Raw genomic sequence first — 21944 nt, 5'->3', positions numbered from 1 at the left:
TAAAAGAACCGGCAGACCAAAGCGGTGCCGCCGGTTCTGAGGTTATTAGAAGGATGCCGGACGGTAATCCACGATCACGGTTTCAGGAAACTTGTCATTGAACGGCACATAGAATTGGATGCCGTTTGGTTCGCCCTGCTTACCATAGTCATAATCAATACCGTAAGCCTGGCGAAGTCCGTTACGGTACACCTTAATGCTGCCGTTTACAATCTGACTGATATTCATTTGCAGGAATACTGCATTGCCAGCCCTGTATTCCGGGAATGTTTCTGTAACCTCGTAATAACTGTCCAGGCTACGACTTGATCTTGGCAACCATTGCCTCTGTTCATAATCATATATAAGTACCACGTTGCCGCCTTTACTTACTTCCTGGTCTATAATTTCCCTTGAGGTATAAACATCGTCCAGTGCGTCCAATGTGCGTGGAATTTGATTCCAAAACACATCGGTAAGATCAATGCTCAGGGGATTTTGCGGCGTACCATTACCGGAAATACGTACATATTCCGTGTTTTGCGTTACCACTGCCAGCAATGCAGAAAGATCAACGGGATAAGTTTTCCCGTCAGTTTCGGTAATCAGTAGGCGATACACACCGGTACTCGGATTGTCCAGCTTGGCATCGTTGATCTTAACGTCGGTCTGGCTGAAATTCAGCGCAGTGGAAACAACTTGCTGGATGCCGTCCTCAGCCGTGTATTTAATAATCAGATTGCCGCCATTAATCTCTACGGAGTTCAACCTCGTAAGAGTTTCACCTGTTTTAATCAATCCTCCAATATTGGCAAACTGTAGTTCACCGTTACCATCGGATAAAGGCACCATGTTTACTGCGGGTGCTTTCTGAATTTGCTTGTCAAGCCTGATTCTTGTTTCTGCCATTTGTTGTAGCGTTTTAAATTGTTATGAAAAATTGACCGGTCTTTAGAATTGATAAATGAATTGTAGGCCGTCCTGCGCATTGAGCGGAAAAGAGAATGTAACCGCCTTGCCTTCCAGGTTGTAGTCTTTGTTGCGGCTTTGTACAATGCCGTTGAGGATAACTAACAGCACCGGTGTTGCAGGAGAATATTGCAGATAGAAAGTCCGTTGCCCTGCTGTCTGCATGAGTACCTCTACGCTCCAGTTTTCACGGTGTCCACCGCCATCACTGCCGCCGCCGATCTCCCGGAAGCTACTGAGGTTATAAACATCCTCGCCATTTTCCAGCCATATCTCGTCATTCACCTGGTCGCCCAATAATTTGAGCAATTCCAGTAGCGAGAACTCTTTATACTGCCCGGTACGTTGTGACCGGAGTGAAAAACTTGCCATTATGCTTTTTGTTTGTAAGTGTTTAGCAGGGGTTATACGGCATCCTTGTCCACCCATCGGTGGAAGCCGTCCACGGTTTTGAATTGGGTATAGGCTTTTTGCTCCTGCGGATCTGTCAGTTCCATGAGGCGGGTACCGAGGATCGTATTTTCCGGTACACTTCGGTGAGGCAGCAGGTTACTGTCCAGTATTGTTGCGGGTCTTTTGGTAACAAGCACTTCACCGGCATACCCCATACCCGCCATCTGTTTGATCAGGGTGTTCATGTGGCCTACACTGATAAAGGTTTGACCAGTTTTCTTTTGCAGGGCTGTAAGGGTCTGCTTCCCAAATATGCTGTCAGCAATAAGTTCACCCTTCTTCGCTGCCTTCTTGTCTTTGAAACCGAGCCATTTTTGCAGACGGTAAACATCCTGTCCCTTGCTGCCGCTTTTCAGGATCGGAGAAGTATCTTTCCCCGTAGCCGGTTTAGGAAGAATGGTTTCCAGCAGATTGGTGAACGTGCTTGTAACCGGCTGTGTAATGGAGCGGAAGAGCGTTTGGCTAACGGTAGCTACGCCAAACTTTTTGACCAAAGCGGCTTCTGTATTAGCACCGAAGGCACCATCTGGCGAAACACCTAATTTCTGCTGCAATGCCTTCACACTGGTTCCCTTCATTCCCTTGCGGAGCGGGAAACTTTCAGCTATCCAGGTTCCTGACCCTGTTGCAGCCGGTGTAGCGGCTTTTGTTTTTTGCCCACCCACAATGGTTTGGTATTGCGCCTGGCTAATGGTACTGATACCATACTGTTGCAGCAGTGCTGTTTCTGTATCGTTACCAAATGCGCCATCAGCGTTTATACCGAGCTTCTGCTGCATAGCTTTTATTTTCGCACCCTTCATGCCTTTTCGGAGCGGAAAACTTTCCGCTTTCCAGGTGACAGATGCCCCGGCGGGTACCGTAGCGGCTGGCAGCGGCTCAGGCACATAGGCGGTGTTGGTCGCCGGGTCGGGCGTTACCGGATTGGTAACAATCGTTGCCGCCGCTGCACGTTTTGGCTTCAGGAGAAATTGTACCCCGAAATATGCTGCTGCCGCATAGACGATATACAGTGCTGTATTGTCCTTCTTCTTGGGTTGAGTTGCTTCCATACTTTCGGTGTTCTTAGGCATACGAATGGCTGTACGGGACTATACCCGTAAGCGTGATCGGTTATATTCTTTGAATTGTTTTTCCTGACTGGCAGGCCGAAACGCTTATATGAAGCGGATCGAAATGCCTTTTTGGGCGTAATTGGTATTTATAGATTTTTTCTGTGCTGCATTCAGGTTACTGGAGATCGCCATTGTCAGGTCTTTGGGATCACCGTCCGGCATAAGGCCAAACCAGGTTTCCTGCCGCTTACCATAATATTTATAGAGCAAGGCGAAGTCCGCATCATTAAAACAATAGGTCATACAGAAACGTGCATCCTCATGGTTGTCGCCTGCAGAGCTGTAACGGGTATCCCGGTAAATCCGCTCTGCCAATTGCGCCCAGAATCCATCAGGACGTGTGGGCTTCTGTTTCTGCTGCACTTCGGTCACATACTTCTCTATTGCTGCCTGCGATTGCTGTTCGCTTCTTACCTGCTCATCTGACTTCTTCAATTGCAAAGCCTGTGCAATGCCATCTGCGGTTTGCCCGGCTCCTTTGAGGACTTTACTGACAAGGAAGATAGCACCGCCCGCTAACAGCAACATAGGCAGGGTGCTGATGAGCTGCTCTTGTAGCTTGTTGCTGTTCTCCGGCATTATAAAAAGGTTTTAATCATTTTGCGGTTGGTAACGCTTTTGAGTTTGTGGGCTGCACTTTTCATTTCCGCTACCGTAAAATGGCTCACGAAACTTTGTATCGCATCCTGCATCTCTACAGCTTCCTTGTCGGTGGCTGCCTGGACGCTGACCTTGATCTCAAATGCCTTGTTGGTTTCCTTTTGCTGGAATGCTGTTAGTGACGGTAGTTTCATTGCTGCTGTGTTGTAAGTTGATTTAATATGCGCTGGATAAGGGTCTTGTCTTTTTGTATTTCCATGAACATGATATACAGCGTGCCACTTCCTGTTGGCTGAGTTCATCCATCATGTAATCCCTGAGCATGAAGATCATTTCCTCGCGTTCGTCTTTCGGCTTGGGGGTAATGGCAACCGGTTCAGGCGTGACGGTACTTGCAGCACCCAACGCCGGTGCTGTTTGTTCGGGTTCATCGGTTCCGGCCAGCATACTGAGCAGACCGGCACCTCCAAAGAACTTTGATAATCCGGGTAGTGCCATGCCGAGTATCTTCATATAAGATTCGGTTGTTTCCTTCGCGGCTATATCATGGGACAGGTCTGCGTTGCGGGTTTCTAACTCTGCAATTTGTAATTGCATCTTCTGGTTTTCATCCCGCATACGTTCATATTCTTCCCGCTGCCGCATTTCTGTAAGGCGTTTCTCCACCAGGTTATTGACCTCAACCTCACCCAACCCCTGAAAGCCCGTTGCCGGTACCGGCGTTTCAGTATGCTGCATCGGTTCTTCTTCCCGTTGAAGGCGACTGACAGCAAACGTATGCTCAAACAACTTTTCCCCGGTATCGTAGTTGTGCCAGGTTACAGTGATGCTATCAGGGTGGCAGACCTGATACCTTCCGGTCATCACCGTTGTAAAAGCAGTAAGCGATGTCTTATCCTTGCTTTCGGCAATCTTCTTGCCCAGCTTGGAATACACGGCTGTGAAAAAAATTTGCTTGTCGGTAAGTTGCTTTTCGCCTTTGAGCATCTTGACCACTTCCCTGTTCTTGTCAAAGAGGGTACGCAGTTCAGGAAAATCACTTTGTGCCATTGGTTGTTTTTCGTTTTATAATCTTGATGCTGGATAATTATGTCTGATATTATTTCGGCAATACCTGGTAAAAGAGTGCCTGGCATAAACTGCCTGTAAAGGAATTGGGAAGCTGTATTTTTATCTTACCCCAGAACTCCTCTATGATGTCGCTGGAATGCGCCTCCAATAGCATCACATTTGTATCGCTGGTAATCCGGGTACCAATAGGTAACTCAAAAGAATTAGCCAGGAACCAGAATTGATTGTAAGCATCAAATTCTATACTATTGGAAAGGACAGTACCGGTACTGTCTGCAATCCTGCGCACGACCACCGGCAGGGTACGTGCATAAGCGATCTCTATGCCTCTTCGCCTCATCTGCCTTTCTACGTAATCTTCCAGGTTAATCATTGCTCATCGTTTTTAGGTAGATCGTTACGATATAATTGCTCCACTTGTCGGTTACTGTGCCGTCTGCCTTCAGGTAGTCTATACCTGTGAATACTTTATTTTCATAGTTGCCGGTAAGCAGTGAGTTCCGTTGTATGTCTATACCGGCATCAAGAAATTCATCACTGGCTTCTGCCTGGTAATCGAATGGAACTTCGATATTGCCGAAATGATATTGCTTGCTGTTAAACTCCAGTGACAGATGACCGATCACCGGCAGGTATTTTTCTGTGGTCATGTTCTGTACGCCAACGGAATGAACCACTTTAATGCCCGTGATCTTTACGATATGGCTGGGCAATACTGTATTGATCGTTACCGGAATCAGCGGATGCAATACAATGAACTGAACGGGATAATAAGTGATACGTGTCTTGGTCATAGCCGGTTTATCTGGTTAAGAGTAAGGTTACTTTTACATCATAGGGGTAGTACACCACTGTAACCGGTGCCGGTGTTACTGAATACCCGCCGATACTGAAACCACTGCCTGAAAGCATCTGGAAACCATCTACCTGGAAATTGCTGTACTTGACCACTTCCTTGCCGGATACATAAGTCTTTTTGACGTTCACATCATTTTTGGAAATGATACCACCGCCCGGATTATAGCTTGCATTGCCTAACAGGTCTTGTAAGGAACTGTCTGTATAGATGCCTTCAATCTTTGATGAATTTATCGGGATTGGTATTTCAAAAAGCAGCATCTTCCGGTTAGGTGCAACGTCATTGCCGAATACCAGCAGGTGCGCTTCATGGCTTTCATCCAACACTTCCTTTTCATCTATACGAAAGCCGAATGTGGAACCATACAAAGCACCTTCATGGCCTACTGTCAAAGCAATTCCTTTGAGTTGTGTAAAGTCTTTATGGCTTTCTGTATTGAAATACACCCGCTGGCCGCTTTTTGATATGCGCAGGCTGACTTTTTGGAACCTGAATCCTCGTATCATGTTTACGCTGTATTAATCGTTAGTAAGCCAGATATTAATAATCACATCGTAGGGAAAGACAACCGTAAAAGGATTGGTTCCATAGCCGGATAGATTTTTAAAATCAACCTTGCCCGGATCAAACACACCGGTGTCTTCCCCGTTGTCCACCAGTAACGGATACTTACTGCCATCGGAGTAACGCCCTTCTATACTGCCATTGCTGGCATCAACCTTTTCCGGGAACAGGAAAAACTTATTGTTGGGCGCAACACTATTGGAGGCAGTCAGGTTTTTTACCTCATGGCCATCATCGAGTACTTCCACATTGTTCAGCCGGAAGCCGAGCGTGGAACCCAATATGGATTTATCCTGGGGTAAGGAAACAAAGATGCCTTTGAGGGTGCGGTAGCCTTTATCGCATACTGCATTGAAGCGGATGGTTTCACCGGCAGAAGATACCCGCAGGCGAATACGCTGAAATTTATTGTTCTTCATGCTATTGGAAGGTTATAAATGGATGGAAGCATTTTTTAAGAACCTGCACCGCAGAAGAGGTGCGGGTTCTTCTATTATGCTTTTACGACTGTAGTACCGATCAGGATCACCTTCAGGAACGAGTTCTGCGGCGCATTGGTACCCCATTCAAGGTTAAACTCAATCGTCTGCTGATCGCGGATAAGTTTCGGATTGTCCAGTATGTAAGTCCCTTCCACCAAACGGGCATTGCCTTTGGTATTGAACACCTCCAGTGAGGTATTAGGAATAAGTACCGCTCCGTTGGCTTTGAACTCAAATTCGCCGTTACGGATAAAGTCCGGGGTTAGGGCAAAATTTACGTTCAGCGGGTTATTTACGCCCTGGTCAGATATGCCATAGGTAAGGCGTATGGCATGAAGCAAAAAGAAAGCGCCTTTCTCCAGCTTGGCACTGCTGATATTGGTATAACCGACCGACTTGTTATCATCGTCACGCAGCATCTTTACTACCTTACTGTTGGTAATATCCTTTACGGCATAATAGCTGATGTCCACTGATTGCAGGGATTTGTTCGCTAACCCTTTCTGTACGTCACGGGGCAGCAGGTTAATGCGGCTTTCAAAGTCCTGGCGGCTACCCCTTGCATTCTTGCCTGCACCCTGCTTGGCAATTTCTTTGGTCTTACGGAAGAAACGGGCTTTTTCTTCCGGTGGTGCCTGTTCTACGGCTCCGAGAAACTCAGCTTCATTCATGCTGCCGAGCAGGTTGTATTCGCTATCACTGATTTGACCTAATGTAAACATGTTGCATTTTTTTTGCAAGCCTGCCCCTTTCCCCTGTGGAAACAGGAGCAGGCTTGGATGAAGAAATAATTGTGTTGGATTGATTCGTAAGGGGTCGAAGGGAAGGAAGGCTTAGAGGATTTCTATATCATCACTGCCGTAGATCTGCTCATCGCTGTTGCCGTTCAGATCATCTTCGCCACCGCCGTAGAACTGTTCTTCCGGCGCACCCCTGAAATAACCGGGTTGCTGCTGTATCATTTCCTGTTCCGGCTCACCCATGTAAGCAGGTGCGTCAAGATAATATCCGGAATTACCTTCAGGCGGCTGTATAGCACCGAGGTCGGGAAAGCCCATACCGGAGATTGGTGTACGTTCGTGATACAGCCAGCGGTCGTTGCTGGCTACTGCGGCTACCGGTGTCAGTCCCAGGCCATCACCTGCAAGGAAAGTAGCGGTAGGCATCAGGGCTTTGGCCGTTTTATAAGCACCGGCAATAGCCGCTCCCTGAAGGATATTTTTCAACATGGGCTGCTGTACCTTTGTGGCACCGAACATAGCACCTGCGGAAACAGCGAGTGGTGGCAATATTCTTTTGATACCCTTTTCCGCTGTATTGGTCGGGTCAACCTTCAGGACTTTATTGGCCATGTTCACGGCAAGATTGCCTACCACAAACCCTGCTACATTTTCGATCATGGGCTGTATTTGTTTGAGCAAATCCTTTGCACCGATACTTTGTGTCCCGGTGGCCTTTGCTGCTATTGCTTTTGCCATTGTTTTGAATTTAGATTGTTATTTAAAATGGTTACTGGAGTTTGAATACAGGGAGTTCTCCGGGCGGATGCCTGCCTTGTCCGGGTGGCCCCGACAGCTCCGGCGGCGGCTTGGGGGGAGGGGGTGGTTCAGGTTCTTTGTCTTTATCAAGCATCTTATAAATTCCGAAGGCAACTGCTCCGCCAATGGCCAGACCGAGTAAGGGATTATTTTGTGCAAACTTGATGGCACCAGTGGCAATATTGCCCAGCCCTTCCATTGCTTCCTCGCCCCCTGTACTTTCGCCAGCATCGGTAACGGTCATTTCTGTACCGGTATCCGTACCCGGATCGCTGTCATCAAAAGTGACACCATCGTCAGCTACCGCATCGCCTTCAGTGGATGATATGTCTATGTTCTCATCCTTTTTTGCTAATCCTGAATCCTTGAGAATTTTGATAACAGCCGTAATAATCGGGGTCGCTGCGGCTACTGCTGCGGCTACAGGTATGATGCCCAATTCACCGAGGCCGTTCAGCTTTCCTTTCTTGCCGGAAAGAATGGCTTTTTTCAAATTGTTCTTTTTGCCGCCGATCTTCTCAAACAACTTTTCAATCTTCTCCAGTGCCTTTTTTGCTTTGGCAACTGTGGTGGCACTTACCTTTTTGGCAGCGGCTTGTTCCGGTGTTGCATACGCCCATTTCAAACGGGTGGACATCTTGCCGATATTCATTTTCAAAGCCAGAAGAAACCCATTTCTTGCTGCAATCGTAGCGGGGTTAAAACGCATAAGCCCCTTACCCACCTTCTTGATAGCACCACCGATTTTTTTAAAGAAGCCTTTCTTCTTTTTCTTGGGTTTATCTTTTTTGGCTTTGCCCAATAGCCCGTCATCATCTCCGGTCAGAATATCATCATCACCATAGAGGTCATCATCCCCCAACAGACCTTCCAGGTTGCCGAACCCGTTCATCTGATCCAACAAGGCTTCATTGGCAATCAGTTGTCCGAGCGCCTGATCCCTTTTGTCGGTGAACCAATAGAGGATTGCATAATCCAGCATTTTGATAATTTCCTGCTGGTTGTATCCCGCCACAAAAGCTGTGACGGGATTTTCGGCAATAGCCTGCCTTGTAGCTACCAGGTAACGGTACAGCCCCTTTTCAATATCGGGGTCTTTTACCGCACCGAGCAAGTATTCTTCACCAGCCAAAATACCCAACCCCTGTAAGTCCACTCCGAATATTGCCGCATGTAGTGCAACATTGTTGGCAGCCGCAAGCTGCATAGAGTTCATTACTATTCTGCCGGTATCATTAACGGCTGGTGAAATATCTTCTACGCCGGATAAAACGGCGATTTTTATTCCATTTAAACTCATGGTAAAATCCATTTTTTGAGTGTAAGGCTTTTCATAATTGAACTGTCCTAAAACAGCGTCAATCGTATAGTGTGCTGTGCTGTCCGCTTTGGGGACGATCACATAGATATGCTGCCAGTGATCCTGCGAATACCTTGTTACACGGAAGTGGTGGGGTATGCCCAGGTTACAAAGGATAGAGGAACAGAAAATGGAAAAACAATCGCAGTCAATACCTGTGATCCGGTCATGCCAGGCTCTTGAAGGCTTACGTAATTCTTCCAGTCCTGGCTTATCCAGCTTGTATTGGATATTGTAGTAAAGAAACTCCCAGATAGCCCGCAAGGTTTCTTCAAGGGAATTTTGTTTTAGCAGGTCTGCGACTTTTTTGGTGTCTTTTATAGATTCCCAAACAACTGATTCAATAACCCTGAGCGTATCCTTCACCTCACCATTATCCATAACAATAGTGTCCTTTACTTCTGCCTTCGGAAACAGGAAGTCATATTTTGCCCCATCGCTGCGGATTACCCGTTGCCCGCTGCTGATCTCATAATCTGGCTGGTAATCCCTGTTGAAAATCTTCATCACTTGTTGATTATAGTTTTAGGCGTTTCAATGGTCATCCCTTCGACCTGCATAATCACGGTCATAGCAATAGGGCTGCTAAAAGATTTCAACAATCCTTTTGTACCATCCTTACCGAACAGGGCGATGATGCTGGCAATGTCTTTGATGCCGAGTAACGGCAGTATGGTTGTCCAGGATAAGGGCAGACTGATTTCTCCGACCTCGCTTTGTCTGTTAGCTGCTATAGGAAAACTCTGACCGGTGGCAGGACTTTCAGCAATCAAAGCACCTTTGTTGTTCCATAATCTTACCACCGGGTTAATGATGGTTACAGATACATTGGACGGGTTATTGATCTTTGCTGTTGCTGCTATCTCAATGCCACTAAGGTTTACTTTATGAACACGTATTTTGGCAAGCGACACGGTAACGTTTGCTGCCAGCTTATTGAGCTGCAACATGCGGTTCACAATAAAGAACGCACCTACGCCTATGCCGACTTTCACCATTGTGTTCATAATCTACTTCTTGAATTTTTTGAATAAATAATCAAGTCCCTTCTTAGTGCAGTAGCCAACGACCGCACTCAGAAAAGCGTAAGACATTACCGCAACACTTCCGTCAAAAGTCAATGCGTCCAATAGCAGGCGTGGCGATGCCTGCGCTTTATAAACACCGCCAACAGTACTGAAGGCTACCGTCCATAGCGTTGTTCCTTTGGAAAAAGGGAAGTTATTCCCGGAATCATGTGGTTGAAAATCCATGCGTGTAACCTTTGCTTTTTGTTTGTGTTCCGGCTTTATACCGTTTGTGTGAGCAAAGATTACGTTGCACAAAAGGGCTGCTGTAAGTAGTTGTCAGCGGCTGTTATGCGTTGTAATTTGTTGTAAGTGGTTGTTAGTTGTTTTTTTGCAGTTTTTGCACCGAGCAATTTGTAGCAATCATTCCAGCGCAATAAGGACAAGACTTTCAATAGGTTTTTGCAGTTGTAAAACTTGTAGCAAATTGTAGCAACTTGTAGCAAGACTTTCGTTTTGGTTGCTACAAACGGTTACAAGGATTCAGGATTGTAGCAAGAGAAAAAACCGGCGAAAGCCGATGCAGTAAAGGGTTAATGTCAGTTTTGCAACATTTTGCTACAAATGCTACAAGGATTTGGGCGCTAAGAAAAAATGTAATTTTGCTGGAGTAATGGAAATGGCTATTTCCGGTATGATTAACCTACCACCCCATATATGAACGAACAAGAACTATATTATTACTATCCGTACCGCATAGATAAAGAACGAAACCTTCGCAGGTGGGTAAGCGATAAAGAAGGTTACATTGGCCAGGTATTAGGGCAACTGCAATGGCACTATGAAAATGGCCAACACACCACCAGACGACAGGAAACCAATTTTTCAGAAGAAGAAAAGCGGGATAATTACCTGAAGTTTACAGATTTTATCCACTGGCATGATTGGTTCACCGCCGGGCAAAACATCTTTTCATTCACATCTGATTTACTGGAAATGCTGGATCGTACCGATGTGGATCAAATCAGCATTGATAGCATCAGGTTGCCTTATGGATATTTCTACATTTCGTTGCTACCACTCCGGTTAGAGTTGGATAAAGGAACCCATGAAATAGTCGAAGGTGTATTTGTATCGAGTAACCCGCATTTTAAAAACGGACATAGCAGGCTGGAGTTTCAGTTTGCGGGTTCTTTTACGGAAGCATACCGTCAATGCGTGAAGCCAGGCATACCTGGAGTTTATAAAGGTAATTTTTGGGATTTTTCTCTGGACTTCGATGAGAAAACACAAATCACCACGATAGGAAAATCCTTGCAGGATGAAATTGAGTTCTGGAAGCTGGAGATATTTTCAGATGATGAGCCGGAAACGGTTAGCCAGGAGATCACAGATAACCGCCTTGATTTTTACAATAAGAAAGTTCAGTTCTCTGAACGGATCATCAAGCTGGTCATTAATTGCCTATTATACTTGTCCCTGCCCAAAGACCAGCAGGATATTAAAACGGAATATCCGCAGAGCCTTCCGTTTAACTTCAATAAAAAACTGAGTTTTGGCAAGACCAGGAAGGAAATGGAGCAGATTGGGGAGAAGATTAAATCGTCTGGCTACTCTAAAATAAACTTTGTCGGAACCACTTACAAAAGGCCGGAGCAACAACAAAGTGATTCAACATATCCGGTTGCTGCACACTGGCGGCGTGGGCATTGGCGCAATCAACCCTTCGGACAGGGATTGAAGGAAAAGAAGCTGATCTGGATTCAGCCTACACTCGTAGGTAAAGATGCAACTGGTGGGGTAAAGGGACACTTATATAAAGTGGAAGAGAAGTAGGGAATCATTAAGGTTCACCTAAAATATCAACGATCTCTTTTACTTCGGATTTAGACAGTATTTTTTTGCGATGGATTTTTGTCAGTAATTCATCAGCACTTTTCTGTTCCAGCATCCATCGTCTGAAATTCATGTAAGCAGCAGCAGGAAGGCATTTCGGGAAGTATAGCATAGCCAGTTCTTTTCTGGTGTATGACCTTATTTCAAACATAGACAACAGGAATTTTATCAAAAATATTTCTGTAATACATTTCATGTATCAATTCTGTGTAATGGATGACACAGTAAATTTGTCAGTACCCATTTGTCATACTTGAATGCACCGTAATGGTGCATTTTTTTTACGCTATCACTACAGGTTTATTACGGGTTTATCCGGGAATTTCCGGCTTGCATTACAAAATATAATGACAACGGATAACAACCGCTGACAACAACTAACAACTTCTTACAAGCCACTACGCATTTGCTTCAATATTGCCTTTAACCGAAAGGAGTAATATACTCTTTCGGCATTATTCACATCTAATTCCGGCAATATCTATGAAGGCAACATTAATTCCTTTCCGCACTTATCATTTTAGTATCCCGCAACAATCAGTGATGAAAACATTGCAGCTTATCATCGACCATGAAATCAATTATTCATTGGATAGTGTTACCGATGATGAACAGTTTCTATCCCTAAGCCTGAGCATTAACCTGAACAAACGTTATCAGCGTAGTGCTGTAAAACAAATTGAGCAGCTACTACCCACCAGGGTAATACCAAACACATAATTCTATTACGGCTTAGTGACCAGCTTTATATTAACGCCGCCTTTCTGGAACATCATCGCACCTGTACAACACTCTTCAATTCTTTGTTTTATCATTTTTTTGGGGTTTTAAAAATACATTAATACATTGATAATCAATGCCTTAACTTTGTTTTTAGGAAACAAATAGGAACATGAATAATTCTTCCTTATTACCTAACAATTTAAAAAACAAAGAAGATGAAAGAATCAAAGGAGTTCTATGTAAACCTGGAAAACATTATCGCTTTTTCCAAAATCCTACAGGAAGGTGATTTACAAAATGGCATTGGTCACGTTCTGGGTGACGATGGCCTTTCTATTACCGTTTGGTACTATAAAGGTGACGATACAGATGAAGAATTAATCAAAAGGTTAGAAGCCTTTGACGAATGATTTCCGTCCGCACTAAAAAATAAATATCTCAATCAACTATGAAGTCACAAAACTTAATGCCCGTCAATACATTCCTGACATCATCAAAACGGAGAGAAGATGTTATGGTAGCTGAACTAAAAGATATGCCCTGCTTTGCAACACATAGCGACGAAGAGCTGGCCTCGATAATTGAGGCTGCCAAAATTTTCTCAAGGGCGGTGGTGACTATTCATGCTAAAGAAACGGCGAATAGAAAAGGCAAAGCAAAATCAAAAACAATTGATCTCAATAAAAACCTACAAAAGAAAGCAGCATGATGATAGGAAACGAAATACCTGATAAACTCCAGGCGTTTTCCATTTTCGCCAAAGGAGAAATAAAACAAAAAGTATCGAATGCCAAATGTGTGATTTACACCCGTGTTTCCAGTAAGGAACAAACAAAGGGTATGAGCCTCGAAACACAGAGAAAGGATTGTGAACTTTACGCTACCCGTAATAAGATACCTATCATGGGGTCTTTCGGTGGAACCTATGAAAGTGCTAAGACGGATGAAAGAAAAGAATTCAACCGAATGCTGACCTTCGTAAAAAAGAGCAAGGAAAAAATATCCATCATCATTGTTTACAGTGTGGATAGGTTTAGCCGATCCGGTGCGAATGCTATTTATATAGCAGACCAACTAAAAAAGCAGGGGATTGTCGTGTTTGCAGTAACACAGCCTACGGATGCGAGTACACCGAGCGGGAGATTTCAGCAAAACATACAATTCATATTTTCCGAGTACGACAACCAGCTTCGCCGGGAAAAGTGTATGGCCGGTGTAAAGGAAAAATTGCTTGCCGGTATCTGGTGTACCTCTGTTCCATTTGGATATGATATTGTACGCAGTGAAGGGCAGCCCAAAAGGATCGTACTGAATGCAAAAGGGAAGCTCATCAAATATGCCTTTGAATTAAAGGCTATGGGAATGTCCAATGAAGATGTAAGAAGCCAATTAGCGGGAAAGGGACTTAAATTGTCCAATCAACGGGTTTCAGATATGTTGCGTAATCCATTCTATTGCGGCCTTGTTGTTCACAAAGCACTTGAAGGAAGAATATTGGAAGGTATTCAGGAAAAGGCGGTATCAAAAGAAGTCTTTCTGAAGGTCAATGGCATTCTTGCGAAAAAGCATAAGTCCGGTTATACGATGGAACCGGAAAATGAAGAAATACCGTTGAAACGTTTCCTTAAATGCGAACAATGCGGCCAATTCCTACGTGCATACAAGGCATACAAAAATCAGCAGTATTACTATAAATGCAATACTAAAGGTTGTTGCTGCAACAAAAGGGCGGACGAACTACACAAGACATTTGCGGAAATGCTTGACCAATATGTTCTAAATATAGAAAATGAGGGCATCCGGTATGTCATTAGTCAGCAGATTGTAGCAACCTATAATCAACTTACGGAAGAAGGAGAATTGCAACGATCACACATCGACAATGAACTGGAAGAGGTTACGAAGAGGCTTGAACGATTGGAAGAAAGGTATGTGATGGAAGAAATCACAAAGGCTATGTTTGATAAATATGCCGGTAAATTACAGGAGGAGCAACAGGAATTGGAGGTATCATTGGGAAAAACAGGTTCAAGGGTGTCGAACCTTGAAAATTGCGTACAAAAGGCTATCAACCTTTCCTCAAAACTCGCTACAGTGTGGCATTTGAGCGATTACAAAGGAAAACAGGAACTTCAATTTTTGCTATTTCCTGACGGTATCTACTATAATCGAAAAACAGAGGGGTGTCGAACCCCAAAAGTAAATGAGGTATTTTCTTATATGTCAAGCCTACAAAGGACTTTAGGGCAAAAAGAAAGCGGGAACTCTAATACGAAATTAGATGTTCCCGCTTGGGTGGCTTCGCCAGGAATCGAACCTGGATCTGGAGCTTCGGAAACTCTTATACTATCCATTGTACTACGAAGCCATTAACCGGCTGCAAATTTATCATTTTCTGTGGCATATACTAATTCCCGGCACGATTATTTATCCGCATTAAGTAATTTTGATATAAACCACGACGCATGAAACGACTAACACCATTAATCATATTCCTCGCTGCGCTTTCGGTCATTTCCGGCTATCTGTTCTCCAAAATGTCGTGGATTGGCCGTGTGGGAGTGAATCTAATGTATTCAGACTATACCTTTCTGAAAGTCTGGTGGCAAGGCGCTATTGCCATTTTCGTCATTCTCATGGCTTTGACAACCATTCAATATCTGGTGCATCGTTACCTGCCCGTTCGCACCTCCCGCTTCATTCACGGAATCGCCATCTTTATCGCCATCTTCGGATTATACTATACCTACCACGATTTCCAGAATTATTACGCACACCGCTGGCTGAAAGAGAAATTCCATCTGGGTGCTTACCTGTTTTGGATTGGCTGGATGATCATCAGCTTCTTTTATCTGTACAGCAAAAAAAGCGACAATCCTACAATTTCAGATAGTACGGACCCAACAATCGAGTAAACGTTTCGCTATAGTTGTTCTCGGCGTCGCGGATCTGTAACGCTTCTAAAATGGTTTCCTGTTGCTTCGAACCAATGATGCTAACCACCCGGTTAAACGTTTTGTTTACCGAAGGATAGACTAATAATTTGTGGTACACCGACCAACCATTTTGCTGCACAATAGTTTCCCAAATGGTGTGTTCAACCGATGGCAATAAAATGGAAGCTCGTCCTGATGGATGCAAATGTTTTTCGATAACGTCGAAAAGATCCTGGTAACTTAAAGTATGATTATGTCTCGCCTGATTACGCAATTCATCCGGACCTAAAAGACTATTTTGAAAAAACGGTGGATTGCAGATGATCAGATCATATTTCTTTTCGGGGCGAAAGTCTTTAATATCTTCCTGAAACACATTAATGCGATCGCTCCAGGGAGAATGTTTTACATTCTGAGAAGCCTGTAAAGCCGCATCAGCATCTAGTTCTACAGCATCAATCTGAATCTCTGATTGTTTTTGCGCGAGCATCAAACTCAACAATCCCGTTCCGCAACCAATATCCAGTACATCATGATCTGCCGCCTGCACAGCAGTCCACGCACCTTGAATACAAGCATCCGTGCTTACTTTCATCGCGGCACTTCCCTGCTCTATTTTAAATTGCTTGAATTGAAAATAACTATTAGCCATGTGTCCAGGAGGCACGCGCAGAAGGCGTTACGGAAAGGTCTGCAAATTCGCCGTCGAGGTATTTATAATAAGCGGTAATACCAATCATGGCAGCGTTGTCCGTACAATATTCAAACTTCGGAATGAACACTTCCCAACCTAATTCAGCGCCTTGTTCCTGCAAGGTCTTACGCAGACCGCTGTTCGCAGATACACCACCAGCAATGCCCACCTGTTTAATATTAAGTTCTTTCGCTGCTTTCTTCAGTTTATTCATCAGCATGGTGATGATGGTATACTGTACAGAAGCGCAGATGTCTTTAATATTCTCTTCTACGAAATTGGGATTGGTTTTCTTTTGCTGCTGCAGAAAATTAAGTACCGCCGTTTTAATTCCGCTAAAACTGAAATTGAAACCAGGCATACTTGTCACCGGAAATTTGAATCGCAACGGATCGCCTTCCTGTGCATTTTTATCAATCAGCGGACCACCCGGATAAGGTAAGCCCAGCATTTTCGCTGTTTTATCAAATGCCTCGCCTGCCGCATCATCTACGGTTTCACCCAGCACTTCCAGCTCGAGCGGACTTTTACAAAGCACAATCTGTGTATGTCCACCAGAAACCGTCAGACATAAGAATGGAAAATCGGGTTTTGGATCTTCGATGAAATGCGCCAGTACATGCGCCTGCATATGGTGCACGGCAATCAATGGCAGATTTCTCGCTTGCGCAAATGCTTTCGCAAAGCCAGCACCAACCATCAGCGAACCGATTAAACCCGGCGCTTGTGTAAATGCTACTGCGGTAATCTCTTCTTTCTTTACGCCAGCATTTTGCAAAGCCACATCTACTACCGGCACAATGTTCTGCATATGTGCGCGCGACGCCATCTCCGGCACTACACCACCATATTGTTCATGCACTTTCTGGGTAGCAATCAGGTTGCTCAATACTTTTCCATCACGGATTATGGCTGCACTGGTATCATCACACGAAGACTCAATGGCAAGAATGGTTACACTCATACGAAAGGCAAAGATACGATTCAAAGCTTAAGGCATAAAGCATTAGGCCCGAGGCTTACTTATAACACAACTGAACTTTACGCATTAAGCTTTGGGCTTTAAGCTCAAAAATCGTATTTTCGCATCCATTCATTATCTCCAAAGCCGATGATCTTCTAGTTTCGCGCTTCCTCAAGCGCACCAGCCGCTTTCTTTCACTGCTACGTATTGCTGCACGGTAGCAGGTTTTCATTTATTATTATTTTAAAAAAACAGGGATTTATTCCCCTAATGCTTATTTCGTATGACGAAACGAACCCAAACGTCACGTGCGCTGCATTTTTTGCAGTTGTTTAAAACCGCTGTCCAGGGAACCGAAAAGGATTTTACCTCGGGCAATATTAACCGGGCCATCTTTTTGCTCTCGGTCCCAATGGTGCTGGAAATGATTATGGAATCATTGTTCGCCGTTGTGGATGTCTATTTTGTAGGTCGCCTCGGCGAACAAGCAATCGCTACCGTAGGACTAACGGAGTCGGTGCTCACTATTATTTATTCCGTGGCCATGGGGCTAAGTATCGCTACCACAGCTATTATTGCGCGTCGCATCGGTGAAAAAGATACAGATGGCGCCGCGCATACAGCCGTTCAGTCTATGTATCTGGCTGGCGGATTATCGCTGCTGGTCAGTATTTCCGGCATTTTCTTTGCAAAGGATATTTTGCTGTTGATGGGTGCCGATCCACAACTAGTGGCCGAAAATTATCATTACACGCAAATCATGATGGGCAGTAATATCATTATCATTCTGCTGTTCCTGATCAATGGTATTTTTCGCGGAGCGGGCGATGCTTCTATTGCCATGCGTTCTTTATGGCTGGCGAATATCCTCAATATTTTCCTTTGTCCGCTGCTCATTAATGGCCTCGGACCAATTCCGGCTTTAGGACTGAAAGGCGCCGCCCTGGCTACGACTATCGGCCGTGGATGTGGCGTTATCTATCAATGGTATTTTCTTTCTAAAGGCAAAAGCATCATTCATATCGGTCGTAAACATTTAAAATATGATGCAGCTGTAGTGAATAATATCATTCGCCTGACAGCCGGTACCGCAGGGCAATTCCTGATTAACTCGGCCAGCTGGGTGTTCCTGGCACGCATTATTTCCAGCTTTGGAACGGACGCTGTTGCAGGCTATACCATTGGTATCCGTGTGATCATCTTTACTTTATTACCAGCCTGGGGTATGGCGAATGCTGCCGCAACTTTGGTGGGTCAAAATCTTGGAGCACAACAACCGGACCGTGCAGAACAATCGGCCTGGCGTGCAGCGTTCTTCAATATGGCCTTCCTGTTGACGATGGCGATCTTGTTTTACATTTTCGCAGATAAAATCATTGGCTTCTTTTCGCATACCAGCGATGTGGTGCAATACGGTATTGATACGCTGCGCTATATCTGTATGGGCTATGTTTTCTATGGCTTCGGAATGGTACTGATACAATCGTTTAATGGTGCCGGCGACACCAAAACACCTACAATACTCAACCTGTTCGGCTTCTGGGCATTTCAGATTCCGCTGGCGTATATACTTGCCAAAGTTCTGAACGTTGGTCCGAAAGGGGTGTTTATTGCGGTAGCAGTTGCTGAAAGCGCCATCGCTATTGCGGCGATTTTGTTATTTAGAAGAGGAAAATGGAAGGCCGTGAAAGTGTAGCTAAAGATGAATGCCAGCTGTTATCAATTATTCACCGATAACAGCTGGCATTTTCCCATTCCGAAATTAATTGAACAGATATTATTTGATCTTCAATTTGGCCGGGAATTGGTATGTATTCCAAAATAATAATAACTCTATTCTTTTGTGCTTAGGCTTTACACGATAAATCAATGTAATTCTTTTATGCAGGACAATGTGCCTTATATTGGGATGTTTTTTGTTTCTGGGCTTACCAATATCGGGATGCTTTGACAATGTGAATAGCTTTTCTTCCACAGCACCAGCGAAACCGCTCATTTCCTTTTCAGTCCAGTTTTCCTCCAGATACTGCATATTATGAGCATAGCTTTCCACAGCCTTGCCAGTCCAGACTATTTCGTAAACCACTTTGGATATTTTTTCTTCATCTGTTCGTGAGAAATAAACGCTCCATCATCCGCCTGTGCCAACGCTTCTTCCACATCAGTTTTGACATTGTCCGGCATTGAATGCCACCAATCCGCATCTGAATCCACCTCCAGCATTGCGTGGATCATTTTTACAATTTTAGGATCTGCATGATCAATGTATTGCTTTATCTCTTCCCGGATATTTCTAATTGCCGCTGAAGTCATGTCACTTCTGTTTTCTTATGTTCAAAAATAAGCAATTCCTCCCATAGCGACACCGCATTGCACACTATGTCTTTAGTAGTACCAAAACGAAAAAGGACCCGATGGGTCCTTTTTCGTTTTACAGCGTAGCTGAAATTAGTTTCTTCTTTTACCGAAAAGACGGAGCAAGAACAGGAAAATGTTGATGAAATCAAGGTACAATGTAAGCGCACCCATGATCGATATCTTTCTAACATCAGAAGCTGGAACACCGTCGTATTCGAGACCCGCGCCAATGCGTTTCAGTTTCTGAACGTCGTATGCTGTCAGACCTACGAACACCATTACACCGATAATGCTGATCACATAATCCAGCGCTGCACTATGCATAAAGAAGTTGATGAGCATCGCAACTACGATACCGATCAGGCCCATCATCATGATACGTCCGAAGGAAGTAAGATCTTTTTTAGTAGTGTAGCCCATTACCGCCATTACGCCGAACATAACCGCTGCAGAAGCAAAGCAACCTACTACTGAACCTGCAGTATAAGCCAGCAGTATAAAGCTGAATGAAATACCATTTACCGCAGAATACGCGAGGAATAAACCGGTAATCGCAGCTGCTGAAAGACGGTTAAAAGCCAGCGACATAGTCATTACCATAATAAATGGTGCAAACATAACGCCGTATCCAGGCAGGCTCAGCTTACCCTGCTCTGTAAACATAAATTGAAGCCACTGTGTGTTGAGGGCAAATACAAATGCAAGTACTGCCGAAATACCGAGTCCTGCAAACATCCACAGGAATACGTTTGAAAAGAAACTTTGGGAAATAGCTTTAGATCCAAGGTTTTCTACACGGGAATCAGGGAAGATCTGATTTTGATTAAAATTTTCCATACCAGCAAGTTAATGGTTTTGGCAAATGTAATAAGTTAAAAATGATAAGCAAAACACCTTCTATTCCATTGGTTGCATGCCGAATGCGAGCCATTCTTCGTTCGCCGGACCGTAAACACCGGGTACAACAAGACCTAGCTGACGCATCAGCACGGTTATTTGCGCGCGGTGATGTGCCATATGTTTGATTAAAATGCTCAGCGTAATGCCGTTTACCCATTCTTCACCATACATATGCCGTTTTTCGAGGAGCGTAGCATCTGTCCATTTCTGCTGGATATTTTCTACGAGTGCATCTGCATACTTTTTGAAATCAGCTGCAATTTCGGATACAGTAGCCGGTTGTGGCACCTGCTCCAATGCGTCATTGTCAAACAGACCCACACGATGCATCATTTCGGTGGTAGTTTGTGTTATATGCCAGGCAAGACGGCCAATGGTACGTTTATAACCTGCAACGTGTTCTGTAAGCGATGCATCAGTCAGCTCGCTGAAAATTTTGAGTGTCGATTCCGCTTCGTGTTTCCAGTCGGTTACGAAATCTTCTATGAGTCGATACATAAAATCTGAGTTTGGACAAATTTAGTTGTTAGTTTTAAGTTATACGTTATAAGTTATGGTAACCTTAGTCTACCGAATGTAAACGGTATAATCTGGCATAGTTCGAATTCTACATTCCGCCCCGCCTGCTTTAATGTCCTGAAACAAAATTCTATCGCCTCTTTTCATCGTTTGAATTTGATTCAATAAAGAAACAGGCAATTTCGATCCCTCTATCTGTTGGGGGAAACCCTCTTCTCTACTTTTAAACAACGTCACTGTAAACTCAAGAACACTCATTCTCATTTTGTAGAGACAACTATCGAAGACCATTAAATCCGAACACACCATAATTTGAGCTGGATAACCCACAGAATCAGGCAACCCGCAAAGTCGCACCTTTGGATCGCAAACATACCTCCCTTCAAATACTTTTCGGAAAATAACCTTTCCACCTTTCTGGATGATTAAAGTATCTGCACCTTCCTTTCGTTCATAGAATGTAAACAGATTACCATCCTGGTGGATTTCTCCGTTTTTCAGCGTCATTTTCGCGCCAGTCGGTAAATGTATTAGCCTTATACGGTTCACGATGCCTATGTACAAAATGTTCTTCGTTGAATCCTTTAGCGACAACTGATGGGTTTCAATCTGGGCATTCGCCGAAAAGGAAAGGAAAAATGCTGCCAGGAAATACAGGGTAAATTTCATGATTAAAAGATAGAAATAAATCTCGCCAGATTATTCCTGAAAAGACTTTCTAAGACTAGCACAACAACCTTATAAACCTTCCCCCAAACTCGACCGTATTTGTTGGGCAAATAGTACGTACTATTTGCCCAACAAATACGGTCGAGTTCATCAAATAGTACGTACTAGTTATGCGATTTCTCCAAACAATTAAATATCAACCTATTAATCCCCTTCAAATATTACCCGTTACATCGATCAAAAATCAGCGATCAAAAAATCAGAAATCGACGATCGAAATGTCCTTTT

General features: G+C 44.2%; 29 protein-coding genes, 1 tRNA gene and 1 pseudogene. 7 read left to right on the top strand and 24 right to left on the bottom strand.

All coding sequences use genetic code 11. The annotated features are described in order from the left end of the window. Positions 1 to 45: 45 nt before the first annotated feature. The 15 genes from DN068_RS15950 to DN068_RS15880 form a co-directional block, all read right to left on the bottom strand. Positions 46 to 888 (bottom strand): hypothetical protein, encoded by an 843-nt coding sequence (locus DN068_RS15950; RefSeq protein WP_110999939.1) that lies wholly within the window; start codon positions 886 to 888, stop codon positions 46 to 48. Between the two features lie 42 nt (positions 889 to 930). Beyond that, positions 931 to 1320 (bottom strand): hypothetical protein, encoded by a 390-nt coding sequence (locus DN068_RS15945; RefSeq protein ID WP_110999938.1) that lies wholly within the window; start codon positions 1318 to 1320, stop codon positions 931 to 933. Between the two features lie 32 nt (positions 1321 to 1352). Continuing rightward, the gene (locus DN068_RS15940; RefSeq protein ID WP_123985378.1) at positions 1353 to 2474 is read right to left on the bottom strand and encodes a peptidoglycan-binding domain-containing protein; all 1122 of its coding nucleotides are present in this window, start codon (positions 2472 to 2474) and stop codon (positions 1353 to 1355) included. 84 nt (positions 2475 to 2558) lie between these two features. Then, positions 2559 to 3095 carry a hypothetical protein gene (locus DN068_RS15935; RefSeq protein WP_110999936.1) on the bottom strand — a complete coding sequence of 179 codons (537 nt, stop codon included), beginning with the start codon at positions 3093 to 3095 and terminating at the stop codon, positions 2559 to 2561. Further along, positions 3095 to 3310, bottom strand: a complete 216-nt coding sequence (locus DN068_RS15930) for a hypothetical protein (RefSeq protein ID WP_110999935.1) — start codon at positions 3308 to 3310, stop codon at positions 3095 to 3097. The genes DN068_RS15935 and DN068_RS15930 overlap by 1 nt, the downstream gene beginning before the upstream one ends. 22 nt (positions 3311 to 3332) lie before the next feature. Then, on the bottom strand, positions 3333 to 4166 hold the full coding sequence (locus DN068_RS15925) for a hypothetical protein (RefSeq protein ID WP_110999934.1): 834 nt from the start codon (positions 4164 to 4166) through the stop codon (positions 3333 to 3335). Positions 4167 to 4215: 49 nt separating this feature from the next. Further along, positions 4216 to 4560 (bottom strand): hypothetical protein, encoded by a 345-nt coding sequence (locus tag DN068_RS15920; RefSeq protein ID WP_110999933.1) that lies wholly within the window; start codon positions 4558 to 4560, stop codon positions 4216 to 4218. Then, entirely contained in the window at positions 4553 to 4981 is a 429-nt protein-coding gene (locus tag DN068_RS15915) for a hypothetical protein (RefSeq protein WP_110999932.1), read from the bottom strand. The genes DN068_RS15920 and DN068_RS15915 overlap by 8 nt, the downstream gene beginning before the upstream one ends. Before the next feature lie 7 nt (positions 4982 to 4988). Then, entirely contained in the window at positions 4989 to 5552 is a 564-nt protein-coding gene (locus tag DN068_RS15910; RefSeq protein WP_110999931.1) for a hypothetical protein, read from the bottom strand. Positions 5553 to 5564: 12 nt separating this feature from the next. Beyond that, positions 5565 to 6029, bottom strand: coding sequence for a hypothetical protein (locus DN068_RS15905; RefSeq protein ID WP_110999930.1), 465 nt, complete (start codon positions 6027 to 6029; stop codon positions 5565 to 5567). A gap of 74 nt (positions 6030 to 6103) precedes the next feature. After that, entirely contained in the window at positions 6104 to 6814 is a 711-nt protein-coding gene (locus tag DN068_RS15900; RefSeq protein WP_110999929.1) for a hypothetical protein, read from the bottom strand. A 111-nt stretch (positions 6815 to 6925) separates the two neighbouring features. Continuing rightward, positions 6926 to 7570, bottom strand: a complete 645-nt coding sequence (locus DN068_RS15895) for a hypothetical protein (protein ID WP_110999928.1) — start codon at positions 7568 to 7570, stop codon at positions 6926 to 6928. Between the two features lie 31 nt (positions 7571 to 7601). Further along, positions 7602 to 9497: a hypothetical protein gene (locus DN068_RS15890; protein WP_110999927.1), complete on the bottom strand. Its 1896-nt coding sequence runs from the start codon at positions 9495 to 9497 to the stop codon at positions 7602 to 7604. Then, on the bottom strand, positions 9497 to 9997 hold the full coding sequence (locus DN068_RS15885; RefSeq protein WP_110999926.1) for a hypothetical protein: 501 nt from the start codon (positions 9995 to 9997) through the stop codon (positions 9497 to 9499). The genes DN068_RS15890 and DN068_RS15885 overlap by 1 nt, the downstream gene beginning before the upstream one ends. 3 nt (positions 9998 to 10000) lie before the next feature. After that, positions 10001 to 10243, bottom strand: coding sequence for a hypothetical protein (locus DN068_RS15880; RefSeq protein ID WP_123985377.1), 243 nt, complete (start codon positions 10241 to 10243; stop codon positions 10001 to 10003). Positions 10244 to 10714: 471 nt separating this feature from the next. On the opposite strand from DN068_RS15880, the gene DN068_RS15875 reads away from it, so the two are divergent. Next, positions 10715 to 11833 (top strand): hypothetical protein, encoded by a 1119-nt coding sequence (locus DN068_RS15875; RefSeq protein ID WP_110999924.1) that lies wholly within the window; start codon positions 10715 to 10717, stop codon positions 11831 to 11833. A gap of 7 nt (positions 11834 to 11840) precedes the next feature. Here DN068_RS15875 and DN068_RS15870 read toward each other — a convergent pair whose 3' ends face one another. Further along, positions 11841 to 12044: a DUF4248 domain-containing protein gene (locus DN068_RS15870; RefSeq protein ID WP_207798979.1), complete on the bottom strand. Its 204-nt coding sequence runs from the start codon at positions 12042 to 12044 to the stop codon at positions 11841 to 11843. A 332-nt stretch (positions 12045 to 12376) separates the two neighbouring features. On the opposite strand from DN068_RS15870, the gene DN068_RS15865 reads away from it, so the two are divergent. The 4 genes and pseudogenes from DN068_RS15865 to DN068_RS22525 all read left to right on the top strand — a co-directional run. After that, positions 12377 to 12613 (top strand): hypothetical protein, encoded by a 237-nt coding sequence (locus DN068_RS15865; protein ID WP_110999922.1) that lies wholly within the window; start codon positions 12377 to 12379, stop codon positions 12611 to 12613. A gap of 218 nt (positions 12614 to 12831) precedes the next feature. Next, the gene (locus tag DN068_RS15860; protein WP_110999921.1) at positions 12832 to 13026 is read left to right on the top strand and encodes a hypothetical protein; all 195 of its coding nucleotides are present in this window, start codon (positions 12832 to 12834) and stop codon (positions 13024 to 13026) included. A gap of 38 nt (positions 13027 to 13064) precedes the next feature. After that, positions 13065 to 13325, top strand: a complete 261-nt coding sequence (locus DN068_RS15855; protein WP_110999920.1) for a hypothetical protein — start codon at positions 13065 to 13067, stop codon at positions 13323 to 13325. Then, positions 13322 to 14167 (top strand): annotated as a pseudogene (locus DN068_RS22525) (recombinase family protein); the annotation flags it as partial. The gene DN068_RS15855 and the pseudogene DN068_RS22525, both read left to right, overlap by 4 nt. Positions 14168 to 14912: 745 nt before the next feature. Here DN068_RS22525 and DN068_RS15845 read toward each other — a convergent pair. Further along, positions 14913 to 14984, bottom strand: a tRNA-Arg gene (locus tag DN068_RS15845). 97 nt (positions 14985 to 15081) lie between these two features. Here DN068_RS15845 and DN068_RS15840 point away from each other — a divergent pair. Further along, a complete protein-coding gene (locus DN068_RS15840) occupies positions 15082 to 15531 on the top strand; it encodes a hypothetical protein (protein ID WP_123985376.1) in 450 nt (149 codons plus the stop codon). Here the strand turns inward: DN068_RS15840 and DN068_RS15835 are convergent. Both DN068_RS15835 and tsaD read right to left on the bottom strand, forming a co-directional pair. Continuing rightward, positions 15494 to 16204, bottom strand: coding sequence for a tRNA1(Val) (adenine(37)-N6)-methyltransferase (locus DN068_RS15835; protein ID WP_110999918.1), 711 nt, complete (start codon positions 16202 to 16204; stop codon positions 15494 to 15496). The two genes, DN068_RS15840 and DN068_RS15835, sit on opposite strands and share 38 nt — an antisense overlap. Continuing rightward, entirely contained in the window at positions 16197 to 17210 is a 1014-nt protein-coding gene (gene tsaD, locus DN068_RS15830) for a tRNA (adenosine(37)-N6)-threonylcarbamoyltransferase complex transferase subunit TsaD (protein ID WP_110999917.1), read from the bottom strand. Before tsaD ends, DN068_RS15835 begins: the two co-directional genes overlap by 8 nt. Before the next feature lie 283 nt (positions 17211 to 17493). Here tsaD and DN068_RS15825 point away from each other — a divergent pair, with 283 nt between their 5' ends. Then, entirely contained in the window at positions 17494 to 18906 is a 1413-nt protein-coding gene (locus DN068_RS15825) for an MATE family efflux transporter (RefSeq protein WP_110999916.1), read from the top strand. Between the two features lie 81 nt (positions 18907 to 18987). Here the strand turns inward: DN068_RS15825 and DN068_RS15820 are convergent, their stop codons facing one another. The 5 genes from DN068_RS15820 to DN068_RS15800 all read right to left on the bottom strand — a co-directional run bounded on the left by DN068_RS15820 (position 18988) and on the right by DN068_RS15800 (position 21656). After that, complete coding sequence (locus DN068_RS15820) at positions 18988 to 19296, bottom strand: type II toxin-antitoxin system RelE/ParE family toxin (protein WP_110999915.1); 309 nt, start codon at positions 19294 to 19296, stop codon at positions 18988 to 18990. After that, a complete protein-coding gene (locus tag DN068_RS15815) occupies positions 19281 to 19523 on the bottom strand; it encodes a hypothetical protein (RefSeq protein ID WP_110999914.1) in 243 nt (80 codons plus the stop codon). The genes DN068_RS15820 and DN068_RS15815 overlap by 16 nt, the downstream gene beginning before the upstream one ends. A gap of 135 nt (positions 19524 to 19658) precedes the next feature. Beyond that, a complete protein-coding gene (locus DN068_RS15810) occupies positions 19659 to 20405 on the bottom strand; it encodes a Bax inhibitor-1/YccA family protein (RefSeq protein WP_110999913.1) in 747 nt (248 codons plus the stop codon). A 60-nt stretch (positions 20406 to 20465) separates the two neighbouring features. Then, on the bottom strand, positions 20466 to 20966 hold the full coding sequence (locus DN068_RS15805) for a DinB family protein (RefSeq protein ID WP_110999912.1): 501 nt from the start codon (positions 20964 to 20966) through the stop codon (positions 20466 to 20468). A 69-nt stretch (positions 20967 to 21035) separates the two neighbouring features. Continuing rightward, positions 21036 to 21656 carry a GldM family protein gene (locus tag DN068_RS15800; RefSeq protein WP_110999911.1) on the bottom strand — a complete coding sequence of 207 codons (621 nt, stop codon included), beginning with the start codon at positions 21654 to 21656 and terminating at the stop codon, positions 21036 to 21038. Positions 21657 to 21944 lie beyond the last annotated feature (288 nt).

The organism is Taibaiella soli (assembly GCF_003236175.1).
Taxonomy (GTDB): Bacteria; Bacteroidota; Bacteroidia; order Chitinophagales; family Chitinophagaceae; genus QKTW01.
The sequence above is the reverse complement of the archived record's forward strand: the minus strand, read 5'-3'. Positions and strand labels throughout refer to the sequence as shown.

What these genes read in the sequence shown, in the direction of transcription:
- DN068_RS15870 (WP_207798979.1), bottom strand. Translation starts at nt 12,044, where the DNA reads ATGTTTGAAATAAGGTCATACACCAGAAAAGAACTGGCTATGCTATAC.
- tsaD (WP_110999917.1), bottom strand. Translation starts at nt 17,210, where the DNA reads ATGAGTGTAACCATTCTTGCCATTGAGTCTTCGTGTGATGATACCAGT.
- DN068_RS15860 (WP_110999921.1), top strand. Translation starts at nt 12,832, where the DNA reads ATGAAAGAATCAAAGGAGTTCTATGTAAACCTGGAAAACATTATCGCT.
- DN068_RS15885 (WP_110999926.1), bottom strand. Translation starts at nt 9,997, where the DNA reads ATGAACACAATGGTGAAAGTCGGCATAGGCGTAGGTGCGTTCTTTATT.
- DN068_RS15815 (WP_110999914.1), bottom strand. Translation starts at nt 19,523, where the DNA reads ATGACTTCAGCGGCAATTAGAAATATCCGGGAAGAGATAAAGCAATAC.
- DN068_RS15855 (WP_110999920.1), top strand. Translation starts at nt 13,065, where the DNA reads ATGAAGTCACAAAACTTAATGCCCGTCAATACATTCCTGACATCATCA.
- DN068_RS15890 (WP_110999927.1), bottom strand. Translation starts at nt 9,497, where the DNA reads ATGAAGATTTTCAACAGGGATTACCAGCCAGATTATGAGATCAGCAGC.
- DN068_RS15950 (WP_110999939.1), bottom strand. Translation starts at nt 888, where the DNA reads ATGGCAGAAACAAGAATCAGGCTTGACAAGCAAATTCAGAAAGCACCC.
- DN068_RS15895 (WP_110999928.1), bottom strand. Translation starts at nt 7,570, where the DNA reads ATGGCAAAAGCAATAGCAGCAAAGGCCACCGGGACACAAAGTATCGGT.
- DN068_RS15875 (WP_110999924.1), top strand. Translation starts at nt 10,715, where the DNA reads ATGAACGAACAAGAACTATATTATTACTATCCGTACCGCATAGATAAA.
- DN068_RS15800 (WP_110999911.1), bottom strand. Translation starts at nt 21,656, where the DNA reads ATGAAATTTACCCTGTATTTCCTGGCAGCATTTTTCCTTTCCTTTTCG.
- DN068_RS15900 (WP_110999929.1), bottom strand. Translation starts at nt 6,814, where the DNA reads ATGTTTACATTAGGTCAAATCAGTGATAGCGAATACAACCTGCTCGGC.
- DN068_RS15910 (WP_110999931.1), bottom strand. Translation starts at nt 5,552, where the DNA reads ATGATACGAGGATTCAGGTTCCAAAAAGTCAGCCTGCGCATATCAAAA.
- DN068_RS15905 (WP_110999930.1), bottom strand. Translation starts at nt 6,029, where the DNA reads ATGAAGAACAATAAATTTCAGCGTATTCGCCTGCGGGTATCTTCTGCC.
- DN068_RS15805 (WP_110999912.1), bottom strand. Translation starts at nt 20,966, where the DNA reads ATGTATCGACTCATAGAAGATTTCGTAACCGACTGGAAACACGAAGCG.
- DN068_RS15825 (WP_110999916.1), top strand. Translation starts at nt 17,494, where the DNA reads ATGACGAAACGAACCCAAACGTCACGTGCGCTGCATTTTTTGCAGTTG.
- DN068_RS15810 (WP_110999913.1), bottom strand. Translation starts at nt 20,405, where the DNA reads ATGGAAAATTTTAATCAAAATCAGATCTTCCCTGATTCCCGTGTAGAA.
- DN068_RS15920 (WP_110999933.1), bottom strand. Translation starts at nt 4,560, where the DNA reads ATGATTAACCTGGAAGATTACGTAGAAAGGCAGATGAGGCGAAGAGGC.
- DN068_RS15925 (WP_110999934.1), bottom strand. Translation starts at nt 4,166, where the DNA reads ATGGCACAAAGTGATTTTCCTGAACTGCGTACCCTCTTTGACAAGAAC.
- DN068_RS15945 (WP_110999938.1), bottom strand. Translation starts at nt 1,320, where the DNA reads ATGGCAAGTTTTTCACTCCGGTCACAACGTACCGGGCAGTATAAAGAG.
- DN068_RS15880 (WP_123985377.1), bottom strand. Translation starts at nt 10,243, where the DNA reads ATGGATTTTCAACCACATGATTCCGGGAATAACTTCCCTTTTTCCAAA.
- DN068_RS15935 (WP_110999936.1), bottom strand. Translation starts at nt 3,095, where the DNA reads ATGCCGGAGAACAGCAACAAGCTACAAGAGCAGCTCATCAGCACCCTG.
- DN068_RS15940 (WP_123985378.1), bottom strand. Translation starts at nt 2,474, where the DNA reads ATGCCTAAGAACACCGAAAGTATGGAAGCAACTCAACCCAAGAAGAAG.
- DN068_RS15840 (WP_123985376.1), top strand. Translation starts at nt 15,082, where the DNA reads ATGAAACGACTAACACCATTAATCATATTCCTCGCTGCGCTTTCGGTC.
- DN068_RS15930 (WP_110999935.1), bottom strand. Translation starts at nt 3,310, where the DNA reads ATGAAACTACCGTCACTAACAGCATTCCAGCAAAAGGAAACCAACAAG.
- DN068_RS15915 (WP_110999932.1), bottom strand. Translation starts at nt 4,981, where the DNA reads ATGACCAAGACACGTATCACTTATTATCCCGTTCAGTTCATTGTATTG.
- DN068_RS15835 (WP_110999918.1), bottom strand. Translation starts at nt 16,204, where the DNA reads ATGGCTAATAGTTATTTTCAATTCAAGCAATTTAAAATAGAGCAGGGA.
- DN068_RS15865 (WP_110999922.1), top strand. Translation starts at nt 12,377, where the DNA reads ATGAAGGCAACATTAATTCCTTTCCGCACTTATCATTTTAGTATCCCG.